24 protein-coding genes are annotated in these 21,895 nt (G+C 30.0%); 19 read left to right on the top strand and 5 right to left on the bottom strand.

Annotated elements, in window-relative coordinates; translation table 11 throughout:
• Window positions 1-149: 149 nt before the first annotated feature.
• Window positions 150-1,748, top strand: coding sequence for an ABC-F family ATP-binding cassette domain-containing protein (locus ACWOA3_RS02225; RefSeq protein ID WP_003146158.1), 1,599 nt, complete (start codon window positions 150-152; stop codon window positions 1,746-1,748).
• 50 nt (window positions 1,749-1,798) lie between these two features.
• On the opposite strand, the gene ACWOA3_RS02230 is transcribed toward ACWOA3_RS02225, so the two are convergent.
• Window positions 1,799-2,266: a GAF domain-containing protein gene (locus tag ACWOA3_RS02230; RefSeq protein ID WP_456883933.1), complete on the bottom strand. Its 468-nt coding sequence runs from the start codon at window positions 2,264-2,266 to the stop codon at window positions 1,799-1,801.
• 305 nt (window positions 2,267-2,571) lie between these two features.
• Between ACWOA3_RS02230 and ACWOA3_RS02235 the strand changes: the two genes are divergently transcribed.
• On the top strand, window positions 2,572-4,266 hold the full coding sequence (locus tag ACWOA3_RS02235; RefSeq protein WP_314989244.1) for a septation ring formation regulator EzrA: 1,695 nt from the start codon (window positions 2,572-2,574) through the stop codon (window positions 4,264-4,266).
• A gap of 276 nt (window positions 4,267-4,542) precedes the next feature.
• Here the strand turns inward: ACWOA3_RS02235 and ACWOA3_RS02240 are convergent, their stop codons facing one another.
• From ACWOA3_RS02240 to ACWOA3_RS02250, 3 genes are all read right to left on the bottom strand, one after another.
• A complete protein-coding gene (locus tag ACWOA3_RS02240) occupies window positions 4,543-5,337 on the bottom strand; it encodes a metal ABC transporter permease (RefSeq protein ID WP_003146154.1) in 795 nt (264 codons plus the stop codon).
• On the bottom strand, window positions 5,330-6,040 hold the full coding sequence (locus ACWOA3_RS02245; RefSeq protein WP_003146152.1) for a metal ABC transporter ATP-binding protein: 711 nt from the start codon (window positions 6,038-6,040) through the stop codon (window positions 5,330-5,332). The genes ACWOA3_RS02240 and ACWOA3_RS02245 overlap by 8 nt, the downstream gene beginning before the upstream one ends.
• Before the next feature lie 133 nt (window positions 6,041-6,173).
• Window positions 6,174-7,217: a metal ABC transporter solute-binding protein, Zn/Mn family gene (locus ACWOA3_RS02250; RefSeq protein ID WP_456883934.1), complete on the bottom strand. Its 1,044-nt coding sequence runs from the start codon at window positions 7,215-7,217 to the stop codon at window positions 6,174-6,176.
• 364 nt (window positions 7,218-7,581) lie between these two features.
• Between ACWOA3_RS02250 and rpsB the strand changes: the two genes are divergently transcribed.
• The 6 genes from rpsB (at window position 7,582) to ACWOA3_RS02280 (ending at window position 11,140) form a co-directional block, all read left to right on the top strand.
• Window positions 7,582-8,319, top strand: a complete 738-nt coding sequence (gene rpsB, locus ACWOA3_RS02255; RefSeq protein ID WP_003146149.1) for a 30S ribosomal protein S2 — start codon at window positions 7,582-7,584, stop codon at window positions 8,317-8,319.
• Window positions 8,320-8,375: 56 nt separating this feature from the next.
• Entirely contained in the window at window positions 8,376-9,263 is an 888-nt protein-coding gene (tsf, locus tag ACWOA3_RS02260) for a translation elongation factor Ts (protein WP_456883935.1), read from the top strand.
• 119 nt (window positions 9,264-9,382) lie between these two features.
• The gene (pyrH, locus tag ACWOA3_RS02265; protein WP_003146147.1) at window positions 9,383-10,096 is read left to right on the top strand and encodes a UMP kinase; all 714 of its coding nucleotides are present in this window, start codon (window positions 9,383-9,385) and stop codon (window positions 10,094-10,096) included.
• A gap of 24 nt (window positions 10,097-10,120) precedes the next feature.
• Complete coding sequence (gene frr / locus ACWOA3_RS02270) at window positions 10,121-10,678, top strand: ribosome recycling factor (protein ID WP_271966343.1); 558 nt, start codon at window positions 10,121-10,123, stop codon at window positions 10,676-10,678.
• 4 nt (window positions 10,679-10,682) lie between these two features.
• Window positions 10,683-10,892 carry a DUF896 domain-containing protein gene (locus ACWOA3_RS02275; protein WP_456883936.1) on the top strand — a complete coding sequence of 70 codons (210 nt, stop codon included), beginning with the start codon at window positions 10,683-10,685 and terminating at the stop codon, window positions 10,890-10,892.
• Between the two features lie 2 nt (window positions 10,893-10,894).
• Window positions 10,895-11,140 (top strand): YneF family protein, encoded by a 246-nt coding sequence (locus ACWOA3_RS02280; RefSeq protein ID WP_003146143.1) that lies wholly within the window; start codon window positions 10,895-10,897, stop codon window positions 11,138-11,140.
• Between the two features lie 61 nt (window positions 11,141-11,201).
• Here ACWOA3_RS02280 and ACWOA3_RS02285 read toward each other — a convergent pair whose 3' ends face one another.
• Entirely contained in the window at window positions 11,202-12,053 is an 852-nt protein-coding gene (locus ACWOA3_RS02285; protein ID WP_456883937.1) for an RluA family pseudouridine synthase, read from the bottom strand.
• Between the two features lie 338 nt (window positions 12,054-12,391).
• Here ACWOA3_RS02285 and ACWOA3_RS02290 point away from each other — a divergent pair, with 338 nt between their 5' ends.
• The 11 genes from ACWOA3_RS02290 to recR all read left to right on the top strand — a co-directional run bounded on the left by ACWOA3_RS02290 (window position 12,392) and on the right by recR (window position 21,879).
• Entirely contained in the window at window positions 12,392-12,937 is a 546-nt protein-coding gene (locus ACWOA3_RS02290; protein ID WP_003146140.1) for a helix-turn-helix domain-containing protein, read from the top strand.
• 10 nt (window positions 12,938-12,947) lie between these two features.
• The gene (locus ACWOA3_RS02295) at window positions 12,948-14,036 is read left to right on the top strand and encodes an ATP-binding cassette domain-containing protein (protein WP_442566291.1); all 1,089 of its coding nucleotides are present in this window, start codon (window positions 12,948-12,950) and stop codon (window positions 14,034-14,036) included.
• A 2-nt stretch (window positions 14,037-14,038) separates the two neighbouring features.
• Window positions 14,039-14,857, top strand: a complete 819-nt coding sequence (locus ACWOA3_RS02300) for an ABC transporter permease (RefSeq protein WP_456883938.1) — start codon at window positions 14,039-14,041, stop codon at window positions 14,855-14,857.
• Window positions 14,857-15,657, top strand: coding sequence for an ABC transporter permease subunit (locus tag ACWOA3_RS02305; protein WP_442566293.1), 801 nt, complete (start codon window positions 14,857-14,859; stop codon window positions 15,655-15,657). The genes ACWOA3_RS02300 and ACWOA3_RS02305 overlap by 1 nt, the downstream gene beginning before the upstream one ends.
• A gap of 1 nt (window position 15,658) precedes the next feature.
• Window positions 15,659-16,738 (top strand): extracellular solute-binding protein, encoded by a 1,080-nt coding sequence (locus tag ACWOA3_RS02310; RefSeq protein ID WP_442566294.1) that lies wholly within the window; start codon window positions 15,659-15,661, stop codon window positions 16,736-16,738.
• A gap of 162 nt (window positions 16,739-16,900) precedes the next feature.
• On the top strand, window positions 16,901-17,221 hold the full coding sequence (locus ACWOA3_RS02315) for a hypothetical protein (RefSeq protein ID WP_456883939.1): 321 nt from the start codon (window positions 16,901-16,903) through the stop codon (window positions 17,219-17,221).
• Between the two features lie 59 nt (window positions 17,222-17,280).
• Window positions 17,281-17,775: a hypothetical protein gene (locus ACWOA3_RS02320; RefSeq protein ID WP_456883940.1), complete on the top strand. Its 495-nt coding sequence runs from the start codon at window positions 17,281-17,283 to the stop codon at window positions 17,773-17,775.
• Between the two features lie 246 nt (window positions 17,776-18,021).
• On the top strand, window positions 18,022-18,972 hold the full coding sequence (locus tag ACWOA3_RS02325) for a DUF4878 domain-containing protein (RefSeq protein WP_456883941.1): 951 nt from the start codon (window positions 18,022-18,024) through the stop codon (window positions 18,970-18,972).
• A 161-nt stretch (window positions 18,973-19,133) separates the two neighbouring features.
• Window positions 19,134-20,846: a DNA polymerase III subunit gamma/tau gene (dnaX, locus tag ACWOA3_RS02330; RefSeq protein WP_456883942.1), complete on the top strand. Its 1,713-nt coding sequence runs from the start codon at window positions 19,134-19,136 to the stop codon at window positions 20,844-20,846.
• 117 nt (window positions 20,847-20,963) lie between these two features.
• The gene (locus tag ACWOA3_RS02335) at window positions 20,964-21,281 is read left to right on the top strand and encodes a YbaB/EbfC family nucleoid-associated protein (protein ID WP_003146124.1); all 318 of its coding nucleotides are present in this window, start codon (window positions 20,964-20,966) and stop codon (window positions 21,279-21,281) included.
• A gap of 1 nt (window position 21,282) precedes the next feature.
• On the top strand, window positions 21,283-21,879 hold the full coding sequence (recR, locus tag ACWOA3_RS02340) for a recombination mediator RecR (protein ID WP_442566299.1): 597 nt from the start codon (window positions 21,283-21,285) through the stop codon (window positions 21,877-21,879).
• The last annotated feature ends 16 nt before the right edge of the window (window positions 21,880-21,895 follow it).

The following is a 21,895-nucleotide window of genomic DNA, read 5'->3' on the forward strand; positions in this document are numbered from 1 at the left end:
TAAGAATTGTATTTACTGGGTCGCCCCAGTATAGTTGATTGGTTATGAATATGAGGATTTATAAGTTTCAACTATATTAAGTGAGCAAACTTTGAATCATTTACTTGTATTCAAGGTATTTAGTAAAATAGTATTTAAAGGAGAAAAGAATGTTACAAGTAACGAATTTAGGTTTACGTTTTGCAGATAGAAAATTATTTGAAGATGTAAATATAAAATTTACAAATGGTAACTGCTACGGGTTAATCGGAGCAAATGGAGCAGGTAAAACAACATTTTTAAAATTATTATCTGGTGAAATTGATTCACAACAAGGGCACGTTTCTTTAGGAAAAGGTGAACGTCTTGCTGTACTTCGTCAAAACCACTTCGCATATGAAGAGAATAGAGTTATCGATGTTGTAATGATGGGACATGAGCGTCTTTGGGATGTAATGAACCGTAAAAATGAAATTTACATGAAAGATCCATTTACTGAAGAAGATGGAATCATTGCAGCTGAACTTGAAGGTGAGTTTGCTGAAATGGATGGATGGACTGCAGAAAGTGATGCGGCTCAACTTCTTGAAGGTTTAGGAATTTCTGTAGAGTTTCACGATATGTTAATGGGAGAGTTAGATAATGCTATCAAGGTTAAAGTTCTTTTAGCACAAGCATTATTCGGTAATCCAGATGTACTTCTACTGGATGAGCCTACCAACGGTCTTGATATTAGTGCAATTAAGTGGTTAGAAGAGTTCTTAATTAACTTTGAGAATACTGTTATCGTAGTCAGCCACGACCGTCACTTCTTAAATAATATCTGTACACATATTTGTGATTTAGACTTTGGTAAAATTCAACTTTATGTTGGTAACTATGACTTCTGGTATCAATCTAGTCAACTTGCTAGAAGAATGGCAGAAGATAATAACAAGAAAAAAGAAGAAAAAATTAAAGAATTACAAGAATTTATCGCACGATTCTCTGCAAATGCTTCAAAATCTAAACAAGCAACAAGTAGAAAGAAAATGCTTGATAAAATTACTCTTGATGATATTAAACCAAGTAGCCGTCGTTATCCATACGTTCGTTTCACACCAGATCGTGAAATCGGAAATGACTTACTTATTGTTGAAGGTGTAAGCAAAACTGTAGAAGGTAAAGAAGTATTAAGTAATGTAAGCTTTACAGTAAATCCTAATGATAAAGTTATTTTATTAGGAGATGAAGTTGCTAAAACTACATTACTAAAAATTCTTGCTGGTGAAATGGAACCTGATAGTGGAACAGTTAAATGGGGTATTACAACTTCTAGAAGTTATATGCCAAAAGATAACTCTGAATACTTTGAAGGATTAAAACTTTCATTAGTAGAGTGGCTTCGCCAATATGCTTCTCCTGAAGAAGAAAGTGAAGCATACTTACGTTCATTCTTAGGAAGAATGTTATTCTCTGGTGAAGAAGCACTTAAACGTGCACACGTATTATCAGGAGGGGAAAAAATGCGTTGTATGTTGTCTAAGATGATGTTATCAAAAGCTAATGTAATTCTATTAGATGAACCTACAAACCACCTTGACTTAGAATCTATTACAGCAGTCAATGAAGGTATTATTGCTTTCAAAGGTTCTGTATTCTTTACATCTCATGACTATGAATTTATTCAAACAATTGCGAATAGAGTAATTGAATTAACACCTGAAGGTGCAATTAACAAAGAGATGGATTACGAAAACTACCTAAGATTCAAAGGTATAATAGACTAATAAAAAATAAGGAGATATACTGCATTGGTATATCTCCTTTAATATTATTCTTAAAAATTAATTTTTTCAAAAACTTGTTTAGTTACTTCACTGAAAGCTGCTACTTCTTCTTTAGAGAATCTATTAAATTCAATAGAATCAATATCTAGTAAAGCTACTACTTTATCATTTTGAATGATAGGCACTACTAGTTCACTGTTTGTTGCACTATCGCATGCAATATGGCCTGGAAATTTATGAACATCCTCAACGTATGTAGTTTCACGAGTAGTGAAGCAGTGTCCGCAAACTCCTTTGTTAAATGGAATGCGAGTACATGCTACTTTACCTTGAAATGGGCCAAGAACTAGATTGTTATTTTTTTCATCTAATAAGTAAAATCCAACCCAGTTTGTATTCGGTAAATATTCTTTATACAATGCTGAAAGATTTGATAGATTTGTTACTAGGTTTTCTTCACCATAAACTAATGCCGTTGCTTGTTCAATAAATAATTGTTTATTTTCTACTATATTCATAATATACCTCTTTTAAAAACTTTAGTATATTTTCGCATAAATATGAAAAAAAATAAAGTGATAAGAATAGTATACTTATAATAAAAATTTTTATATTGTTTAAAAATGAAGATTATTAAAGGAAATTAGTAGATGACAAAAAATTTGTTAAAAATACTTAGAGATTTTATTAATAAGAAAAATTGAAAAAAATTTAAAAAAATTACTGAAACGCTTTGTTTTTTGTGATAAAAATGGTATAATTTTGTTAGGTTATTGTATTAATAAACGTAAACAATTAAATAAAACATTCAGGGGGAAGATATATGACATATATATTTTTATTTGTGTGTATCCTTGTTCTTGGAGGAGTAGTAGCTCTATTCGTCTTTAGAAATAGGAAAAAACAAGATTTATACCCTCTTTTAGTTATGAAAGATGAGCTAGAAAGAGAAACACTATCTGATGATTTGAAAAAGGTAAAAGCACTAGAAATTGCTGGTAAAGCTGAAAAACTTTATTCTCAATGGGAAAGTGAATGGTACGAAATTCAAAGCATCGATATTGAAGAACTTGACAGAGATCTTTATAGTGCTGAAACTTATATTGATAAATTTAATTTCAAACGTGCTGATGAAGTAATTATGAATAGTGGTGAATTAATTGCTAATATTAAAGATAGAATTGCTGGAATTAGAAGAGAAATTAAAGAATTAACAGAAGTTGAACCTAGAAATAGAGAACTATATGAAGAAATCGTAGTTGAGTACAAAGAGCTTAATAGAGAACTATTAGCTAAACGTCATCAATACGGGGCTGCAGCAGAACAATTTGAACAAAGTATCAAAGAAATTGCACCACAGCTTGATGATTTCAAACTTTTAACATCAACTGGTAAATACCTAGAAGCTCAAGAAAAAATTAATTCTGTTAAAGAATTAATAGATGATCTTAAAGAAAGAATGGAAGTTTTACCTGACCTGTTAAAAGAAATTGAAAAAACTTGTCCAGCTCAAATTCAGTCATTAAGACTAAAAGTTGAGGAAATGGAGAAAAAAGGATTTAAACTTAATCATTTAGAAATTTCAAGTAAAATTGAAAGTAGTGTATGGCAACTTAGCGATGCACGTGAAAAAGTTAAATCTGGTGATATAGATTTAATAGAAAATATTCTTGATGGTATCTATGATGTTATCGATGAAGTTTCTAATGATCTTAAAAAAGAACTTGATTATAAAAAATACATTGAAGAAAATTATAGAGAAATCACAAATAAACTTGAATTACAAGATAAACTAAATGAAGCTCTATATAATAATATTCAAGAAATCAAAAATAGATATCAAATCTATCAAAAAGATGAAGAAATGGTTGCTAACTACTATGATGAACTTAGTGATTTACTTGATGTTAAACATGATATAGATGTATATATTAATAATCAACCAAAATTAAACTATAAAGACTTGAAAGAGAAAGTAGAACTATTAGGTCAAGGATTAGAAAAAATCGAAGAAGATCAAACAAACTATTCTAGATATCTAACAAGTCTTCGTGAAGAAGAAGGTCACGCTCGTGAAAAACTTATCTTCATCAATCAAGAAAAAGAAGTTATTAAACGTAAATTGGATAATTCACGTGTTCCAGGATTTAGTGATAGATTCATCGTTTTATATAAAGATGTAACTGACAGTTATAGATATGCATTAGAGGAGCTTAAAAAAGAACCTATTAATATCGATTTATTAAAACGTGCAGTTGCTGAAGCTGAAGAATCACTTGATATTTATGCATCAGAAGTTAATAACATTCTTACTGATATCGAGTTAATCGAAAAACTTATTCGTTATGCAAATAGATACAGAAAGGATAATGTTGAATTCCACCAACAATTAACTGTTGCTGAACAATATTATAGAGAGTATCGTTACAACAAAACTTTAGAGATTATTAGAAATTCTCTAGATAAAGTTGAACCAGGTGCATACGAAAGAATTAGAAATTCAGTGAAACCTAGATAATAAAGAAGCCCTAGTTTTAGAAATGAAACTAGGGTATTTTTATGTGATAAAAGTATTTTAGAAGGGCAATTAAAAACTGCTGTGACTGACCCAAAAGTACTAGATTTTAAAAATAGTTTACATGAGAACTCATAGATGCAGTGGTTTATTGATATCTAAATTCGCTTTATAAAAGCTTTTTAGCTATCTAATAAACTGTGCGGGGGTGACTCGACAAAATCTATTTCTACGAAATCACGATTTTTGAGTCACTCCCAGCGATTTATTTGAATCATATTACTTTCTCTTAAGGTTATAGTATCCTAAACTAGCAAAGTAGAAGAGTGCTTCTATTGTTGCAATGAAGAATGTAGTAGGTAGGGAAGTATAGTAAGAAAGTGTAATCCCTGCCCAAGTCCCAATAAGTGCAAATGAAATTGAGATAAAGATCATAAGTCCAACCTTATTGGTAAGATATCTAGCTGCGCTGGCTGGAACAGTTAGAAGAACAAACATTAATAATGCTCCTACTACTGGTACTGTAATACTTGTTGCAACTGAAAGTAAAACTAAGAAAAATATCGATATAAATTTTCCATTAAGTCCAAGTGCCTTTGCTCCAATTGCATCAAATGAATCGAATTTGATTTTTCTATAGAAGATAGAAAGTAGTAGTATTACAGCAAGTGCTAAACTAAATATTAATTTTACATCGTCTCTCGTAATTGAAACGACACTACCAAATAGTATATTGTTAACGTAACTTGTACTTTTTGGAGTTAGTGATAAGAATAATAATCCTAAACCTAAGAATATACCTAACATTACGCTAACTGTTGCTTCTCTCCTAAATGCTTTTACACTTAAATGTCCTACAAGATAAGACATTGTAACAGTAAAAATTAATAGTCCGTAAATTGGATTTATACCTAAGAAAACGGCAAATGCTGCTCCTGCGAATCCGACATGCGATAGAGTGTGAGAGATAAATGACATATTTCTTGCCATTACAAACACACCTATATATCCTGCCATTATTGCAACGATTGTACCGGCTATAAAGGCATTTTGCATAAAATCATAATTAAACATGGTTGTTATCTCCTACATAGTGTTTACAAAGTTTTAGTGTATTCTTCTCTTTGTTATAGTCCGCTATACTGATAAATTTGAAGCAACCTTCTTCTAGGTATAGTATTTTATCAACATATTTTTCATCTAAAAGTGAAAGTTCATGAGTTATACAAAGAGTAATAATGTTTTCTTTTTTTGTAATTTCTTTAACTAACGTCATACATTCAACTTCACTAGTTTTGTCTAGGTTAGATGTAAACTCATCAAGAAGTAGCAAGTTTGGTTTGTTTACTAATGCTTGAGCTAAGAAAACACGTTGTTTTTCACCACCCGAAAGAGTACCTATAGATTTATTTTCTAGTTTTATAGAATTTGTTAAAGATAATGCATTCTTTATACTTTCTTTTTCTTTTTTACTAAGCCATGGAAGAAATCCTTTTTGAATAGGTAGGGATACAAAGTCAGCAGCAGATAAAGGAAGTTCTTCATCAATTTGTCGAAACTGAGGGACATAACCAAGAGTTGGGTTTTCTCCTACAAGAGTAATCTCATTAGCTTTATTTAATTTTTCAAGTATATTGTTTAATAATGTTGTTTTACCAACACCGTTTTTCCCAACAACAGCGACAACCTCTCCTGAAGATACAGAAAAAGAAATGTTGTCTAAAATTGTTTTATCTCCTATTGAATAAGTGAGATTTTTTATATTAAGTTCAGTCATAAAATCTCCTAAATTATTAAAATTTTTATTTGTTATATTTCGAATATAAAAAAGAAGAGATACGATTTAGAATCTCTTCTTTATATTATACTACATATTTATAATATGTGAAGACTAATTTCTAATCTTCTTATTAATGTTTATGTTCTTTTTCGTGATCGTGGTCATGATCTTTGTCTTTATCTCCGTGAGAGTGTCCTTCATGAGAATGACCTTCGTGACCGTGGTCATGAGAGTGACCTTCATCAGCACCTTCAACATGATAAGCTTTTTCACCAGAACCACCATTTAAGATTTCTTCTAGTTTATTATATTGATCTAACATCCATTCGATATATGTTTTACCATCAGGTTGTGTTTCAGTTACATTAAGTACTGGTACTTTATTTTGTTCAGCTAAGCTAATTAAACCTTCGATTGTTTTGTTAGTAGTTTGAACATTGTTGATGATTAATGAAATTTGTTTAGATTTAATTTGTTCTTGAATAGCTTTTAAATCTTGTGGAGCAGGGTCATTACCTTCTTCAGTAGCTTGAGCTAATTTTTTTACTTGGTCACTAGTTTTGAATCCTAATGCATCTACTGCATATTCAAAAACTGGTTCAGTTGTTAATACTGATTTTCCATTTGCTTTTTCTTTTAATGAATTAATTTTATCAGTGATTTTAGTAAGTTCCTTTTTATAGTTATCTCTATTTTTTTCGTAGAAATCTTTATTAGAAGAATCTTTTTCTGATAATTCTTTAGTAAGTTCGTCAGCAACTTTACTCATTACTTCAGGATTATACCAAATGTGTTCATTATCTCCATCTTTAAGTCCTAGTAGTTTAGCACCATCAATTTTTTTAATGTCTTTACTATTTGCAGTAAGTTTTTCAAACCATGAATCATAACCGCCACCGTTTAAAATAGCAATGTTGGCATCAGCTACAGCTTTAGCATCTTGAGCTGTTGGTTCGAAATCATGAGGATCAACTGAAGTTGAAGTAATAATAGATGAAACTTCTGCTTTATCTCCTGCAATACTCTTAGCTACTTCTGCATAAAAGTTTACTGAAGTAACAATTTTAGTTTTACTTCCAGAGTTTGAAGCTCCAGAATTTGTTTTGCTTGAACATCCGACTAATAGTAGTGTGAATGCAGCAACAATTGAAATTAGTTTAAAAAATTTATTCATTTGTAATATTCCTCCGTTATTCGTAATTATTACGTTCTAATAGATTATAATACTACTTAATGAAAAAATCAAGATGTTAAACGAAATTATTTTGATTAATGAAAAATTAATAAATATTTCTACAATAAATATATAGAATAAACAATTTAAAATTAATCAAATTATATTGATATTAAATATAGTAATTATAAGTAAAAACTCCAACAAAACACTTGATTTTTGATTATTTTTGCTATATAATTAATAAAGTTGAGTAAAAATCAACAAAAATATAACACACGACATTTGAGTAGCTGCTCGGTGCATTTATGTTTGCAGTAAGCTTAGAGAGTGTCGGAGGAAAAAACCAAGGAGGAAAATAACTATGGCAGTTATTTCAATGAAACAATTATTAGAAGCTGGTGTACACTTCGGTCACCAAACAAGAAGATGGAACCCTAAAATGGACAAATACATCTTCACAGAAAGAAACGGTATCTACATTATCGACTTACAAAAAACAGTTAAGAAAGTTGATGAAGCATACGAGTTCGTAAAATCAGTTGCTGATCAAGGCGGAAAAATGTTATTCGTAGGTACTAAAAAACAAGCACAAGATGCTATTAAAGAAGAAGCTGAAAGAAGTGGTCAATACTACATCAATCACCGTTGGTTAGGAGGAACTTTAACTAACTACAAAACTATTAAAGGACGTATTGACAGAATCGCTGAAATCGAAAAAATGGAAGCTGATGGAGTTTTCGAAGTATTACCTAAAAAAGAAGTTATCGAATTAAGAAAAGAATACGATAAATTAAACAAATTCCTAGGTGGAATTCGTGAAATGAAAGGTATGCCAGATGCAATCTTCGTAGTAGATCCTAAGAAAGAGCACAACGCTATTGCTGAAGCTAAAAAATTAGGAATTCCTGTAGTTGGTATCGTAGATACAAACTGTGATCCAGATGACGTAGATTACGTAATACCTGCAAACGACGATGCTATCCGTGCAGTTAAATTATTAACAGCTAAAATGGCAGACGCTTTTGTAGCTTACAACGAAGGAAACATTGAAGAAACTGAAGAAGCTTTCGTAAAAGAAGTAGAAGCAACAGAAGAATAATCTAAAGATAATAAATAATTAAAAATATAAAAATAAAATAACGGAGGCAAATCAAAATGGCACAAATTACAGCTAGTTTGGTAAAAGAATTAAGAGAACGTACTGGTGCTGGTATGATGGACTGTAAAAAAGCACTAACTCAAACTGATGGAAATATCGATGCAGCAATCGACTACCTAAGAGAAAATGGTATCGCTAAAGCAGCTAAAAAAGCTGACAGAATCGCTGCAGAAGGTCTTTCTTACATCGAAGTTAAAGGTAACAAAGCTGTTATCTTAGAAATTAACTCAGAAACTGACTTCGTTGCTAAAAACGAAAAATTCGTTGCTTTAGTAAAAAATGTTGCAGAAGCTATCTTAGCAGCTGAACCAAAAACTTTAGAAGAAGCTCTTCAAGTTGAAGCTCAAGGTGGAACTGTTGAAGCAGTAATTAACGAAGGAATCGCTACAATTGGTGAAAAACTTTCATTAAGAAGATTTGAAGTTGTTTCTAAAACAGATGCTGATGCATTTGGTGCATACTCTCACATGGGAGGAAGAATCGGTGTTCTTACTCTTGTTGAAGGAAGCACAGATGAAGAAGCAGCTAAAGATGTTGCAATGCACATCGCTGCTTTAGCTCCTAAATACTTAGACGAAAGCGAAGTACCAGCTGGTGTACTTGAGCACGAGAAAAAAGTATTAACTGAGCAAGCATTAAACGAAGGAAAACCAGCTAACATCGTTGAAAAAATGATCGTTGGTAGAATTAACAAATTCTTAGAAGAAATCACAGTTGTTAAACAAAAATTCGTTAAAGACGATAGTTTCACTGTTGAAAAATTCGTAGCATCAAAAGGTGGAAAACTTGCTAAATTCGTACGTTACGAAGTTGGTGAAGGTATCGAGAAAAAAGAAGATAACTTTGCTGAAGAAGTAATGAGCCAAGTTAACGCTAGCAAATAATAATTCTCTATTTAATATATACTATTAAAAGAGGTTAAGCACACACTTCTTGTGTGTGCTTTTTTAAAAAATTAATATAGTAGAAACAATAATGTCTGTAATATATTAGGAGGATAAAAATGGCTACTAAATATAAAAGAGTTTTATATAAACTTAGTGGTGAAGCACTAGCAGGTGGAAAAGGATTTGGTATTGATTCTGAAGTTGTTAATAAAATAACTTCTCAAATCGTTGAAGTAGTAAAACAAGGGGTAGAAGTTGCAATCGTTGTTGGTGGTGGAAACATCTGGCGTGGTAAAACTGGTGAGGAACTAGGGATGGAACGTGCTACAGCTGACTCAATGGGAATGTTAGCTACAGTTATGAACTCATTAGCATTACAAGATTCATTAGAGCAAAAAGGTGTTGATACACGTGTATTAACTTCGGTAGAGATGAAAGCAATGGCTGAACCTTATATCAGAAGACGTGCAATTAGACACTTAGAAAAAGGTCGTGTTGCTATCTTTGCAGCTGGTATAGGTAATCCATACTTCTCAACAGATACTACAGCAGCTTTACGTGCAAAAGAAATAGGTGCAGAAGCTATCTTAATGGGTAAAAATGGAGTAGATGGTGTTTACTCTGCTGATCCTAAACTTGATAGTACAGCAACAAAATATGATAAGTTATCATACATGGATATTATGAACAAAGGTTTAACAATTATGGATTCTACAGCAATTACATTCTGTATGGATAACCACCTGCCAATTATTGTCTTTTCAATAGATGAAGCAGATAACATTGTTAAAGTTGTTTCTGATTCTAAATTAGGAACAATTATAGAATAAAATTTATACTAGGAGTTTACAATTATGCCTGAACAAATTATGAATAATTTAAACGAAAGAATGGAAAAAGCTATTGCTAGTTTACGTCGTGAATTAGCATCAATTAGAGCTGGAAAAGCTAGTGCTGCTGTTTTAGATAGATTAACAGTTGATTACTATGGTGTACCAACTCCAATTAACCAAGTAGCTGGTGTTTCTGTTCCAGAACCAAAAATGCTTGTTATTTCTCCATATGAAAAAACTTTATTAGGAGATATCGAAAAAGCTATTCAAGCATCTGATTTAGGATTAAATCCAGCTAATGATGGTACAGTAATCCGTATTGTGTTCCCAGCATTAACTGAAGAACGTCGTAAAGAACTTGCTAAATTAGTAGGTAAAGAATCAGAAGGTGCTAAAGTTGCAGTACGTAACGTGCGTCGTGATGCTATGGATTCAATGAAAAAATTAGAAAAATCATCTCAAATTACTGAAGATGATCTAAAAGGATATTCTGATGATATTCAAAAAGTAACAGATAAATTTGTTGCTGAAATCGATAAAGTAACTAAAGAAAAACAAGATGAGTTAATGAGCGTATAATATTATGGAAATGACAGGAATTATTGCTAAAATTAATTCATTAAACGCTACAAAAAAAGAGCGTGAATTAACAGCTGAGGAATCAGAAGAATTAGCTAAATATAGACAACTATATTTACAAAATTTTAAAGCTAATATGCGAAACATATTAGATAATACAAGAGTAATTAATGAAAACGGAGAAGATATAACTCCTAAGAAGAAAGGAAATTAACAATGAGTGCAACTGCAGTTACAATTTTAGTTGGAGCAATTTGTTTACTTGCTGGTGTAGTAGGAGGGTTCTTCCTAGCAAGACGTAATTTCATGAACTACATGGAAAAAAATCCTCAAATTAACGAAGATATGGTTATGAGTATGATGAGTCAAATGGGACAAAAACCATCTCGTAAAAAAATTAACCAAGTTATGAGCAACATGCAAAAAGCGCAAAAACAAGCTCAAAAACAAATGAAAAAATAATAAAATTAAACAGATGTGTAGAAAATGCACATCTGTTTTTCTTTTATATCTATATTTATATCTATAATAGAAATTCTTTTTCTAAAGAAGATTTAACTGCTATTGAATGTCCTGTAACTGGGTGTGAAAATTCAACTTTTAATGCTCCTAAATACATTTTATCGTATTTATATCCATCTTTAGAATAAAGTTTATCGCCAATAATTGCAACTCCATTAGAGGCTAAATGAACACGGATTTGATGTGTTCTCCCAGTTTCTAATGATACTGTTACTAAAAATCTATTTTGATCTATCTTTTCGCACGAAAGAATATTAGTAATTGCATTTTTACCATTTTTTGTTACTGCCATCTTGTTCTTTTCTTTACTATCTCTACCTATATTTGAATTGATAGTTTGTGGTTTAATATTATTTTTTATTAATGCAGAATAGTAACGTTTAATTTGTCTTTGTTCAAGCATCTGATCTAGTTTTGCTTTAATTAGTGGTGTTTTGGCTAGTATTACTAATCCACAAGTATCAATATCTAGTCTATGGATAGGTTCTAAGTAGTTGTAGTTAGAGATTAAATAGTTTACCAATGTATCATCTTCTAATTCTATATCATTTGGGTGAGTTTTTATACCAAATGGTTTAGAAACAACTAATAAGTACTCATCTTCAAACTCTTTAGTTATAGATACTGTAGAATTTTCTTTATATTTCGAAGTTGCTAAGTCGATGTTGACTTCTAAGATATCTCCTACTTTTAATGGTGAGTTTAATTCCGCTTCATTAGAATTTATTTTAATTGATTCTTTATTGTGATGATTATTCATTCTTATAGTATGGATATTTTTCTTTGAAACTTTTAAAAATTGACTTAAGTAACTCTCTACTGTAGGGAAAGTTTGTGTAATATTGAATTTCATTGAGACTCCTTATATTATGTCTTTTCTTGATAATAATATTATTATATACTAAATTGATGATATAAGAAAGAAAAATGAAGACAATAATATTGCAAAATTAACTTAAAAAAACTTTATAAAATAGGGAATTTTAACTTGATTTTAACTATAAAATATAGTAATATATAACTTGTGATTTAATTATACTAAACAGAGTGTTTACTAATAATAAACTTAAATAACGATAAGTTTACTAATGGTAAACAATTATTACAGTAAGTTAGATAATAATAAACATAGATAACGAAAAGTTAGATATTGATAAACAATTTTTAACTTTTCACTAAAAAGGAGCAGTTATGTATTCTATAGGTGAAAGATTAAAAAGACTACGTATACAAAAAAACCTCACCCAAGAAGAATTAGGTGAACGTACAGACTTGAGTAAGGGATATATATCCCAGGTAGAACGTGACCTAGCATCGCCATCGATGGAAACTTTTTTTAATATATTACAAGTTTTAGGTTGTGCGCCTAAGGACTTTTTTGATAAAGAAAGTACAAGCCAAAAGGTTTATTATTCTTTAGAGGATCAAACAAGTTATGAAGAAACTGATGAAGGATACGAACTTACTTGGTTGGTTCCTGAATCAAATGAAAAGGAAATGGAATCACTAATTTTAAAACTAGAGAAAAATTCTAGTTACAAAACATTTGATCCTTCAGAATCAGAAACATTATGTTATGTTCTAAAGGGGAAATGTAAATTAAAATTAGGAGATGAGGAATTTATAGCCTCAACAAATGAAAGTTTTTATTTTTTAGCTACATCTGAACATAGATTATCGAATCCATTTGATGAAGAATGTGAAGTGTTAATAGTAGCTACTAATTCGTATTTATAAGGAGAAAAAAATGGCAAATATTGTTGAATTCAAAAATGTATCAATGACTTTCGGTAATAATAACGTACTAAAGAACATTGACTTAGAAATAGAAAAAGGTAAATTCTATACATTACTTGGACCTAGTGGTTGCGGGAAAAGTACAATCCTAAAATTAATAGGAGGATTCTTAAGTCCAACTTCAGGTGACGTATTATTAGATGGTAAGGTAGTAAATGATTTACCAGCAAATAAAAGACATGTAAATACTGTATTCCAAGACTATGCATTATTTCCACATATGAATGTTTTTGAGAATGTAGCATTTGGACTTAAAATAAAAAATGAAAAGAAAGAAATAATCAAGAAAAAAGTAAAGAAAGCTCTAAAACAAGTAAACTTAGCTGGATTTGAAAAACGTGAGTTAACTGAGATGAGTGGTGGGCAAAAACAACGTGTTGCTATTGCACGTGCTATTGTTAACGAACCTGAAATTATTCTTCTTGATGAATCTTTATCAGCGTTAGACTTGAAATTACGTCAAGAGATGCAATATGAACTTCGTGAACTTCAACAACAAACAGGAATTACGTTTATCTATGTGACGCACGACCAAGAGGAAGCTTTAGCGATGAGTGATTATATTTTTGTAATGAATCACGGTAAAATTGAACAAAGTGGAACACCACTTGATATTTATGATGAACCAGTTAACCGTTTCGTAGCTGATTTCATTGGTGAATCTAATATTGTTAATGCAGTAATGCTAGATGATTATCTAGTTGAAATTTATGGTAAAGAATATGAATGTGTTGATGCTGGATTAGATAAAAATAAACGTGTAGAAGTTGTTATTCGACCTGAGGACTTGGAAATTACAAGCGCTGAAAAAGGAAAAATTAATGTAGTTGTTGATACTCAACTGTTTAGAGGGGTTCACTATGAAATTTGTTGTTTAGATGATCAATATAATGAGTGGATTGTTCATTCAACAAAACAAGCAAAACCAGGCGCTGCTGTAAGTTTGAACTTTGATCCTGAAGCAATTCACATCATGGTTCCAGGAGAAACTGAAGAAGAATTTGATGCTCGTCTTGAATCATATGAAGAGGAGGAGTAGAGATGTTTAATAGAAAAACTCGATCATTCTTTATGATTCCATATATTTTATGGATGCTACTTTTTGTAGTATTTCCAATTGTACTTATCGTTTATTATTCATTTAGAGATATAGATGGTAATTTCACATTAGCTAACTATAACATATTCTTTAGTAGTACTTATGTGCTTATGACACTATATAGTTTTTGGTATGCATTTTTAATTACATTTATTTGTTTAATTATTAGTTATCCATTAGCTTTTGCGATTAATAAAAGTAAACATAATGAATTATTACTTTTACTAATAATTTTACCAACATGGATTAATATCTTATTAAAAACTTATGCATTCTTAGGTTTATTTGGAGAATATGGAACAATTAATAGTTTCTTAGAATACATAGGTATCGGTAGTCAGAGTCTACTATTTAATTCATTCAGTTTCATTTTTGTATCTAGTTACATTTTCTTACCTTTTATGTTATTACCTATATATAATTCGGTATCTGGAATGAACAAAAACTTAATCGAAGCATCTTATGACCTAGGAGCAGATTTTAAAACTACATTCATGAAAATTATTTTACCACTAAGTATTAATGGTGTGAAAACAGGTATTCAGGTTACTTTTATTCCTGCGTTATCTCTATTTATGATTACTCGTTTAGTAGCAGGTAATAAAATTATTAACTTAGGTACAGCTATCGAAGAGCACTTCTTAGTAACGCAAAACTGGGGAGTTGGTTCTACAATCGCAGTATTCTTAATAGTAGTTATGGGTATCATTATGATACTTACTAATACAAAGGACAAAACAAATTTTGGAGGTAGAAAATAATGAAATTAACTTCAAAAATATATTTAGGGGTTATCTTTGCAATTTTATATTTACCTCTAATCTACTTGGCTTATTTCTCATTTAACTCTGGAAAGACAATGATTGACTTTGAAGGTTTTTCATGGAAACATTATGTAGAGTTATTCGAAAATACACGTATGATGATTATTGTAATTAACACAGTTGTTGTTGCATTATTGTGTGGACTTTTTTCAGCAATTTTTGGAACTTTAGGTGCTTTAGGTATTTATTCCTTAAAATCTAAAAAACAAAAAAATTCGTTCTTAGTAGGTAATAATATTCTTATAGTTAGTCCTGATGTAATTATTGGATGTTCATTCTTACTAATGTTCACATTTATCTCAAAATATACAGGACTAGACAAAATTCAAGGATTCTGGTCAGTGTTATTATCACATATTGCATTTAGTATTCCTATAGTTGTGCTTATGGTATTACCTAAATTATATGAAATGCCTAAGAGTATGGTAGATGCAGCTATTGACCTTGGTGCTACATATCCACAAGTCTTAAGCAAAATTGTTATTCCTTATATTACTCCTGGAATATGGGCAGGATTTTTCATGGGATTAACTTATTCTCTAGATGATTTTGCAGTTACATTTTTTGTAACAGGTAATGGATTCCAAACTTTATCTGTTGAAATATATTCGATGGCTAGGCAGGGTATTAATCTACAAATTAATGCCTTATCTACAGTGTTAACTATCTTCGTTGTTGTGGCAGTACTTATTTATTATGTAATTAATACTAGTAAATTAAAAAGGGAGGTAAGATAATATGAAAAAATTACTTATTTCAGCTGTTTCAATTTTAGTTATTTGTTTAGGACTTTTATATAGTCGTAATTTCATTGATAGTTCTAATAGTGGAGATAAACAAACATTAACAATTTTTAACTGGGGAGAATATATTGATCCAGATTTAATTAAGAAATTTGAAGAAGAAACAGGAATTTCAGTTGTTTATGAAACATTCGATTCTAACGAAGCGATGCTTACAAAAATTCAAGCTGGTTCAACACCTTATGATATAGTAATTCCATCAGATTATATGATTAAAAAGATGAAAAAATTAAATCTTTTAAAGAAACTAGATCATAGTAAAATAGAAGGTTTTGATAATATTGATCCACAGTTTAGAGACAAATCTTTCGACCCGAAAAATGAATATTCGATTCCATATTTCTGGGGAACTCTAGGGGTTTTATATAATAAAACTAAAGTGCCGGAAGACTTAACGTTTGAAAAATGGAATGATCTATGGGATTCAAGATTAGCAAATAATGTATTATTAATCGATGGGGCTCGTGAAATGATGGGGATTGCGCTTCAATCTGAAGGTAATTCGGTTAATGATACTAATGAGGTAAATCTAAACCTAGCAGAAAGAAAATTAGAGTTACTTCATCCAAATGTTAAAGCCATTAACTCAGATGAGAAAAAGATGCTTATGATTAACAATGAAGCATGGGCTTCGGTAGTGTTCTCAGGTGATGCTAAAGCTATCATGGATGAGAATGAAAATATGGTATATGCATTGCCTAAAGAAGGAACGAATCTATGGTTTGATAACATAGTAATTCCAAAAACATCTAAAAACGAAGAAGCAGCATATAAGTTTATTAACTTCATGTTAAAACCGGAAAATGCAGCGAAAAACTCAGAGTTTATTGGATATGCAACACCGAATACTAAAGCTAAAGAGTTACTTCCAGAAGAAACTACAAGTGATGAACAATTTTATCCTGATTTAGAAAGTTTCGGTAATAGAGCAGAGGTATATCAAGACCTAGATCCAAAAATGATTCAACTTTATAATGATTTATTCTTGAAATTCAAGATTAATAATAGAAAATAAAATAAACGAGATTATCGAATTTGATTATAACTCTCTTTACTGGATAAAAATTAAAGTAAGGAGAGTTATTTTTTGATAAGTTTTGACCATCATTGTTTTGTTATTGTATAATATAATTGAAATATAGAATAACTAATTGAAGTAGAAAGTGGGGGCATTACTATGAAAACTAGTACAGTGATTTTACTGATGTTACCATGTGAAATCTTAACTTTTTCTTCTATCCTTCTACCTAGTGAATATATAGATTATGCAATAGCTACGATAATGTTTTACATCGCAGCGGTATTATTTATTGTAGCAAAATATATTCTAAGAGGAGATAATGCTCATTTAATTAGTGGTATCAGTATAAGTTTTGAAGAAGCGAAGTTACCAGAAAATATTGAAAAGTACGCAAAGGATAGTAAAAGAACTGGGAGAATTTTGCAAATAACTGGTTTTGGTTGTCTACTCGTTGGGATATATATTATTTTATTTTAATTCATATAAATAAAGATTAATTAATACTCTATAAAGTTCATGAAAAAGGATAAATGAATATGACTTATGATTTAAATAGTGCTTTTAAACGCCAATTAAATAGTAAATCAAAAAATAAAATAGTTAGGCTATTATCTGTAATATTATTAGTAATAATAATTATGTTCTCAATTTTTTTTACTGGAAGGGAAGGTGGAGCTACACCTAAAGAAGTCGTAAAAGGGTGGATGAAAACTGTAAGAAAGAATGACTTTGAAAAAATGTTTGATTACATCTACTATGATAATAAAAAAGATAAAGATGAATCCGTGCAAGAATTCAAGAAAATATCCAAAGAAGAAAAATACAAGTTAGATATGTTACAATCGTTCGTTAATGATAATGAAATAGATGAAGTTAAAATGATTGATTTGAATACGTTTATAGTTAGATTTAAGAAAATAAATAAAAAAGACAATTTGGATAAAAAATACTTAATAAATGATGGCAGAAGTTTTTTAACTGTAGAAAAGCACAATGAAAGATGGTATTTAAAGAAAAATCAATTATGGTAGTAATTTATCTTGAAAAGAAGAAATATTCTGTTTAATAATGAGATTATCTAGTCGGATAATCTTTTTTTTTATTTTTAGTAGTTTACGCTATAGTTATAATGTTATTATTAGGTACTTTTTATATCGTTGACAAAAAACCTAAGCCTCTAGTATAATAAAGTATTAAGAAGAATTGTATTTATTAATAAAATTTTAAAATATTCTATATTTTATCTTCCAAAAATTAATAAAAAGGAGAAAGTTGTTATGAATAATAGAGGACAAAATGTAAATCCAAACGGAACACCTCAAAATAATCAACCAAATCAAGGATATCCTCAACAGAATAGCCAATATCAAGTAAATGGTTATAATGCACAAAATCAACAAAATTTTAATAGAAATGTAAATAATCAGCATCCTTATCAAAACCAAAACCCACAGGTAAATAATGTGAATAATCAACAACCCCCAGGGTATGCTAGTGGACAAAATCCTCAAAATACTAATGCGAATAATGCGCAGTTTAGAGGACAAGGTTATAACGGTCAAAATCCACAATTCAATAATGTGAACAATCCACAATTTAGAGGACAAGGCTATAACGGTCAAAACTCACAATTTAGAGGACCTGGTTATAATGGGCAAAATCCTCAATTTGGGAATATGAATAATGGACAGTTTAATAATCAAAATGGTTATAACAATCCTAATCAATTCAATCCACAATTTAGACCGAATAACCAAAACTTTAACCAAATGTATGGGAAAAGAAAAGTAGCTAATAAAACTATAGGGATTATTGCTGCAATAGCTGCAGCTGTAGTAGTTATTGCTTTAATTATTTTTAGTGGTAGTGGAAAACCAGGTGCATCTACACCACAAGGTGCGGTTGAAGGATGGATTAGTTCTGTTAAGTCAGGCGATTTAGAAAAAATGATAGATTATGTTCATTTTGAAAGAGTTGAATCTAGACAGAAAGCAATTTCTGAACTAAGGAATCTGAGTGAAGATGATAAACAAAAATTAACTATGGCAAAAGGACTGGTAGGTCTAGTTGAAGTTGGAGAAACAAAAATGATAGACGATAGAACAGCAAAAGTTTCTCTAAAAGTAAAAGGAGTAGATTTAGGCTCTCTTTTTGGTAGTAGTAGTGGTCAAACTATAAAAGTAATAAAAGTTAATGGAAGATGGTTCTTAACAGAAAATCCATTCTAATTTTTGAAATTATAGGTGAAAAATAAAATATAATAGTTAAAAGGATATACTTAAAATATAGATTTTTTATTAAATTTTACTTTTGAGTATATCTTTTTTTACTATAAGTAAATTTGAAATTATGTTATAATATATTAGTTAAAATAATTTAGGAGGTTTGTATGTTTCAAGCGTTATATAGGAAATATAGACCACAAACATTTACTGACATAGTAGGTCAAAATCACATTGTTTCTGTTTTGAAAAATGCGATTGACAAAGATCAAATTAGTCATGCCTATTTATTTTATGGATCTCGAGGTACAGGTAAAACTTCCATTGCAAAAATATTTGCAAATGAAGTTAATGGTAATGAAGAATATCAAAAAGAAAATGTAGATATTATTGAAATTGATGCTGCAAGTAATAATGGTGTAGATGAAGTACGTGATATAAAAGAAGCTATTAAATTCTTGCCTACTGAAGGTAAATATAAAGTTTACATCATAGATGAAGTGCACATGCTAACGACAGCAGCGTTTAACGCATTATTAAAAACTTTAGAAGAACCACCTGCTCATGTGATATTCATATTAGCTACTACAGAAATTCATAAAATACCAGCGACTATCTTATCAAGATGTCAGAGGTTTGAGTTTAAAAATCTTTCACAAGAACAATTAATCGATAGACTAAAGTATATTTCAGAAAATGAAGGAATAGTAATTGAAGATGCAGCTATAGAGAAAATTGCAACTCTTGCTAAAGGTGGACTGAGGGATGCAATTAGTATACTAGATCAAGTATCAAACTATTCAGAAAAAATTACTTTAGATCACATACTAGAAGTTACTTCTTCAATAAGTGAAGATGATATTCTTGAATTTTATAGAAGTCTTTTACAAGGAGATGTCACAAAATCTTTATTAACATATAATAATTTCGTTAGCCAGGCTAAGGATACTAAATTGTTACTTAATGATCTTATTAATGTAACGCGAGATGTAGTTGTTTATAAAAATTTAAATAACACTACGTATACGGTATATAATATTGACAAAATAGCGGAAGAAGTTAATAAAGTTGGATTTAACTATTTTTATAAAATTATAGAATATTTATCACAAACTGAGCAGTATATTAGATTTTCGACAGAATATATGAGTCATATGCAAATTTGTATTGTAAAAATATGCTCGAAAGAAGAGACTGTTATTCAGTCTACAATTCAAAATAGTGTTGATAATTCGGTGGTAAATTCTAGAACAGTTGAATTAGAAAATAAAATTAGGATACTTGAAGATAAATTAAATCAATTAAGTAATAATGTAAATAGTTTATCTGAAAATTCTATTAGTAAATCATCAAAAGAATATATTAAAAATAACAGTGTTGAAGAGGTGGTTGCTACTAGTTGGCAAGGTACTCCAAAAGAAGAGATTAAAGAAGTGATTATCAAAGATAAGAATAAGATTATTGAACTTATGAAGGCTTCAAGTGAGAATTTTACCAATTATGCAGCAAATGTTTTTAACAAGATAATTAATGAAAGCTTGAATTCGAATAATCCAGAAGTAGTAACTATGAGAGAATTATTTAGCTCTTGTCAATTAGTGGCTTCTTCTAAAGAAGGTGGATTATTAGTTTTTAGTGAAGTAGATAATATGGTAAAAATGGCTCCGAATTCTAAATATAAAAAATATTTGGAAAATCTATTCAAGAGATTTATAGGAGTAGATTACTCGATTTATACTATTCAAGATCATCAGTATACTGTTCTTAAAGATGAACTTGCAAATCCAGTTGTAGAAAGCGATTTGATTAAAGAAGAAATTGAAGAAAAGCCAATAACTAAAATTGATGAGTTGTTTGGAGATATAATAATAGAAAACTAACATTTGAAAAGATGCTTGAAAATAATTGAAATAACTTGAAAAAAATTCCAAATTATTGACAAGTAGTAAAAATTTAAATAGAATTATAATATAAATTAGACATTAGGAGGAAATATTATGCGCGGAATGGGAAATATGCAACAAATGATGAGAAAGATGCAAAAAATGCAAAAAGACATGTTAGCAGCCCAAGAAGGATTAAAAGATCAGACTGTTGAAGGAACTGTATCAGGTGGTATGGTAACAGCAATAGCTAATGGTGATGGAAAAATATTAGATATAAAAATTAAAGAAGAAGTAGTTGATCCAGAAGATATTGAAATGCTTCAAGATATGATTTTAACTGCAGTAAATGATGCGTTAGAAAAATCTACTCAATTAAAAGAGGAAACATTAGGTAAATTTACAAACGGATTAAACATCCCAGGACTATAAGATGCAATATCCTAAACCGATTTTAGATTTAATAGACAGTTATTCATTGTTACCTGGTATAGGAAAGAAAACTGCAGTAAGATTAGCATTTCATACTTTAAAAATGCATGATGATGATATAAAAAACTTTGCGGATAGTTTAGTAAATTTAAAAGAAAAGTTAACTAATTGTGAAGTATGTGGACGTCTTAGTGAAGACCATGTGTGTGATATTTGCTCTGATGCAGGTAGAGACAAATCGATGATTTGTGTTGTTGCTAATGATAACGATTTAGTAGCAATGGAGAATATGCAACAATATAGAGGAGTGTATCACGTACTTGATGGTTTAATTTCACCGATGGATGGAATAGGTCCACTTGATATTAATATTAAGTCTCTTTTTGAAAGAGCACAAGATGAAACAGTAAAAGAAATAATACTAGCAACTAACTCATCTCCAGAAGGTGAGGGTACTGCAAGTTTTATTTCTAGGTATTTGAAAAATACAGATATAAGAGTTACTAGAATAGCCCAAGGTATTTCCTTTGGAAGTGATATTGAGTATGTCGATGAAGTTACTTTATCAAGGGCTATTTCAGGTAGAATAGAGTTATAATTTAGGAGGACAGTTT

Source organism: Gemella taiwanensis (assembly GCF_054054385.1).

What these genes read in the sequence shown, in the direction of transcription:
- ACWOA3_RS02225 (WP_003146158.1), top strand. Translation starts at nt 150, where the DNA reads ATGTTACAAGTAACGAATTTAGGTTTACGTTTTGCAGATAGAAAATTA.
- ACWOA3_RS02230 (WP_456883933.1), bottom strand. Translation starts at nt 2,266, where the DNA reads ATGAATATAGTAGAAAATAAACAATTATTTATTGAACAAGCAACGGCA.
- ACWOA3_RS02235 (WP_314989244.1), top strand. Translation starts at nt 2,572, where the DNA reads ATGACATATATATTTTTATTTGTGTGTATCCTTGTTCTTGGAGGAGTA.
- ACWOA3_RS02240 (WP_003146154.1), bottom strand. Translation starts at nt 5,337, where the DNA reads ATGTTTAATTATGATTTTATGCAAAATGCCTTTATAGCCGGTACAATC.
- ACWOA3_RS02245 (WP_003146152.1), bottom strand. Translation starts at nt 6,040, where the DNA reads ATGACTGAACTTAATATAAAAAATCTCACTTATTCAATAGGAGATAAA.
- ACWOA3_RS02250 (WP_456883934.1), bottom strand. Translation starts at nt 7,217, where the DNA reads ATGAATAAATTTTTTAAACTAATTTCAATTGTTGCTGCATTCACACTA.
- rpsB (WP_003146149.1), top strand. Translation starts at nt 7,582, where the DNA reads ATGGCAGTTATTTCAATGAAACAATTATTAGAAGCTGGTGTACACTTC.
- tsf (WP_456883935.1), top strand. Translation starts at nt 8,376, where the DNA reads ATGGCACAAATTACAGCTAGTTTGGTAAAAGAATTAAGAGAACGTACT.
- pyrH (WP_003146147.1), top strand. Translation starts at nt 9,383, where the DNA reads ATGGCTACTAAATATAAAAGAGTTTTATATAAACTTAGTGGTGAAGCA.
- frr (WP_271966343.1), top strand. Translation starts at nt 10,121, where the DNA reads ATGCCTGAACAAATTATGAATAATTTAAACGAAAGAATGGAAAAAGCT.
- ACWOA3_RS02275 (WP_456883936.1), top strand. Translation starts at nt 10,683, where the DNA reads ATGGAAATGACAGGAATTATTGCTAAAATTAATTCATTAAACGCTACA.
- ACWOA3_RS02280 (WP_003146143.1), top strand. Translation starts at nt 10,895, where the DNA reads ATGAGTGCAACTGCAGTTACAATTTTAGTTGGAGCAATTTGTTTACTT.
- ACWOA3_RS02285 (WP_456883937.1), bottom strand. Translation starts at nt 12,053, where the DNA reads ATGAAATTCAATATTACACAAACTTTCCCTACAGTAGAGAGTTACTTA.
- ACWOA3_RS02290 (WP_003146140.1), top strand. Translation starts at nt 12,392, where the DNA reads ATGTATTCTATAGGTGAAAGATTAAAAAGACTACGTATACAAAAAAAC.
- ACWOA3_RS02295 (WP_442566291.1), top strand. Translation starts at nt 12,948, where the DNA reads ATGGCAAATATTGTTGAATTCAAAAATGTATCAATGACTTTCGGTAAT.
- ACWOA3_RS02300 (WP_456883938.1), top strand. Translation starts at nt 14,039, where the DNA reads ATGTTTAATAGAAAAACTCGATCATTCTTTATGATTCCATATATTTTA.
- ACWOA3_RS02305 (WP_442566293.1), top strand. Translation starts at nt 14,857, where the DNA reads ATGAAATTAACTTCAAAAATATATTTAGGGGTTATCTTTGCAATTTTA.
- ACWOA3_RS02310 (WP_442566294.1), top strand. Translation starts at nt 15,659, where the DNA reads ATGAAAAAATTACTTATTTCAGCTGTTTCAATTTTAGTTATTTGTTTA.
- ACWOA3_RS02315 (WP_456883939.1), top strand. Translation starts at nt 16,901, where the DNA reads ATGAAAACTAGTACAGTGATTTTACTGATGTTACCATGTGAAATCTTA.
- ACWOA3_RS02320 (WP_456883940.1), top strand. Translation starts at nt 17,281, where the DNA reads ATGACTTATGATTTAAATAGTGCTTTTAAACGCCAATTAAATAGTAAA.
- ACWOA3_RS02325 (WP_456883941.1), top strand. Translation starts at nt 18,022, where the DNA reads ATGAATAATAGAGGACAAAATGTAAATCCAAACGGAACACCTCAAAAT.
- dnaX (WP_456883942.1), top strand. Translation starts at nt 19,134, where the DNA reads ATGTTTCAAGCGTTATATAGGAAATATAGACCACAAACATTTACTGAC.
- ACWOA3_RS02335 (WP_003146124.1), top strand. Translation starts at nt 20,964, where the DNA reads ATGCGCGGAATGGGAAATATGCAACAAATGATGAGAAAGATGCAAAAA.
- recR (WP_442566299.1), top strand. Translation starts at nt 21,283, where the DNA reads ATGCAATATCCTAAACCGATTTTAGATTTAATAGACAGTTATTCATTG.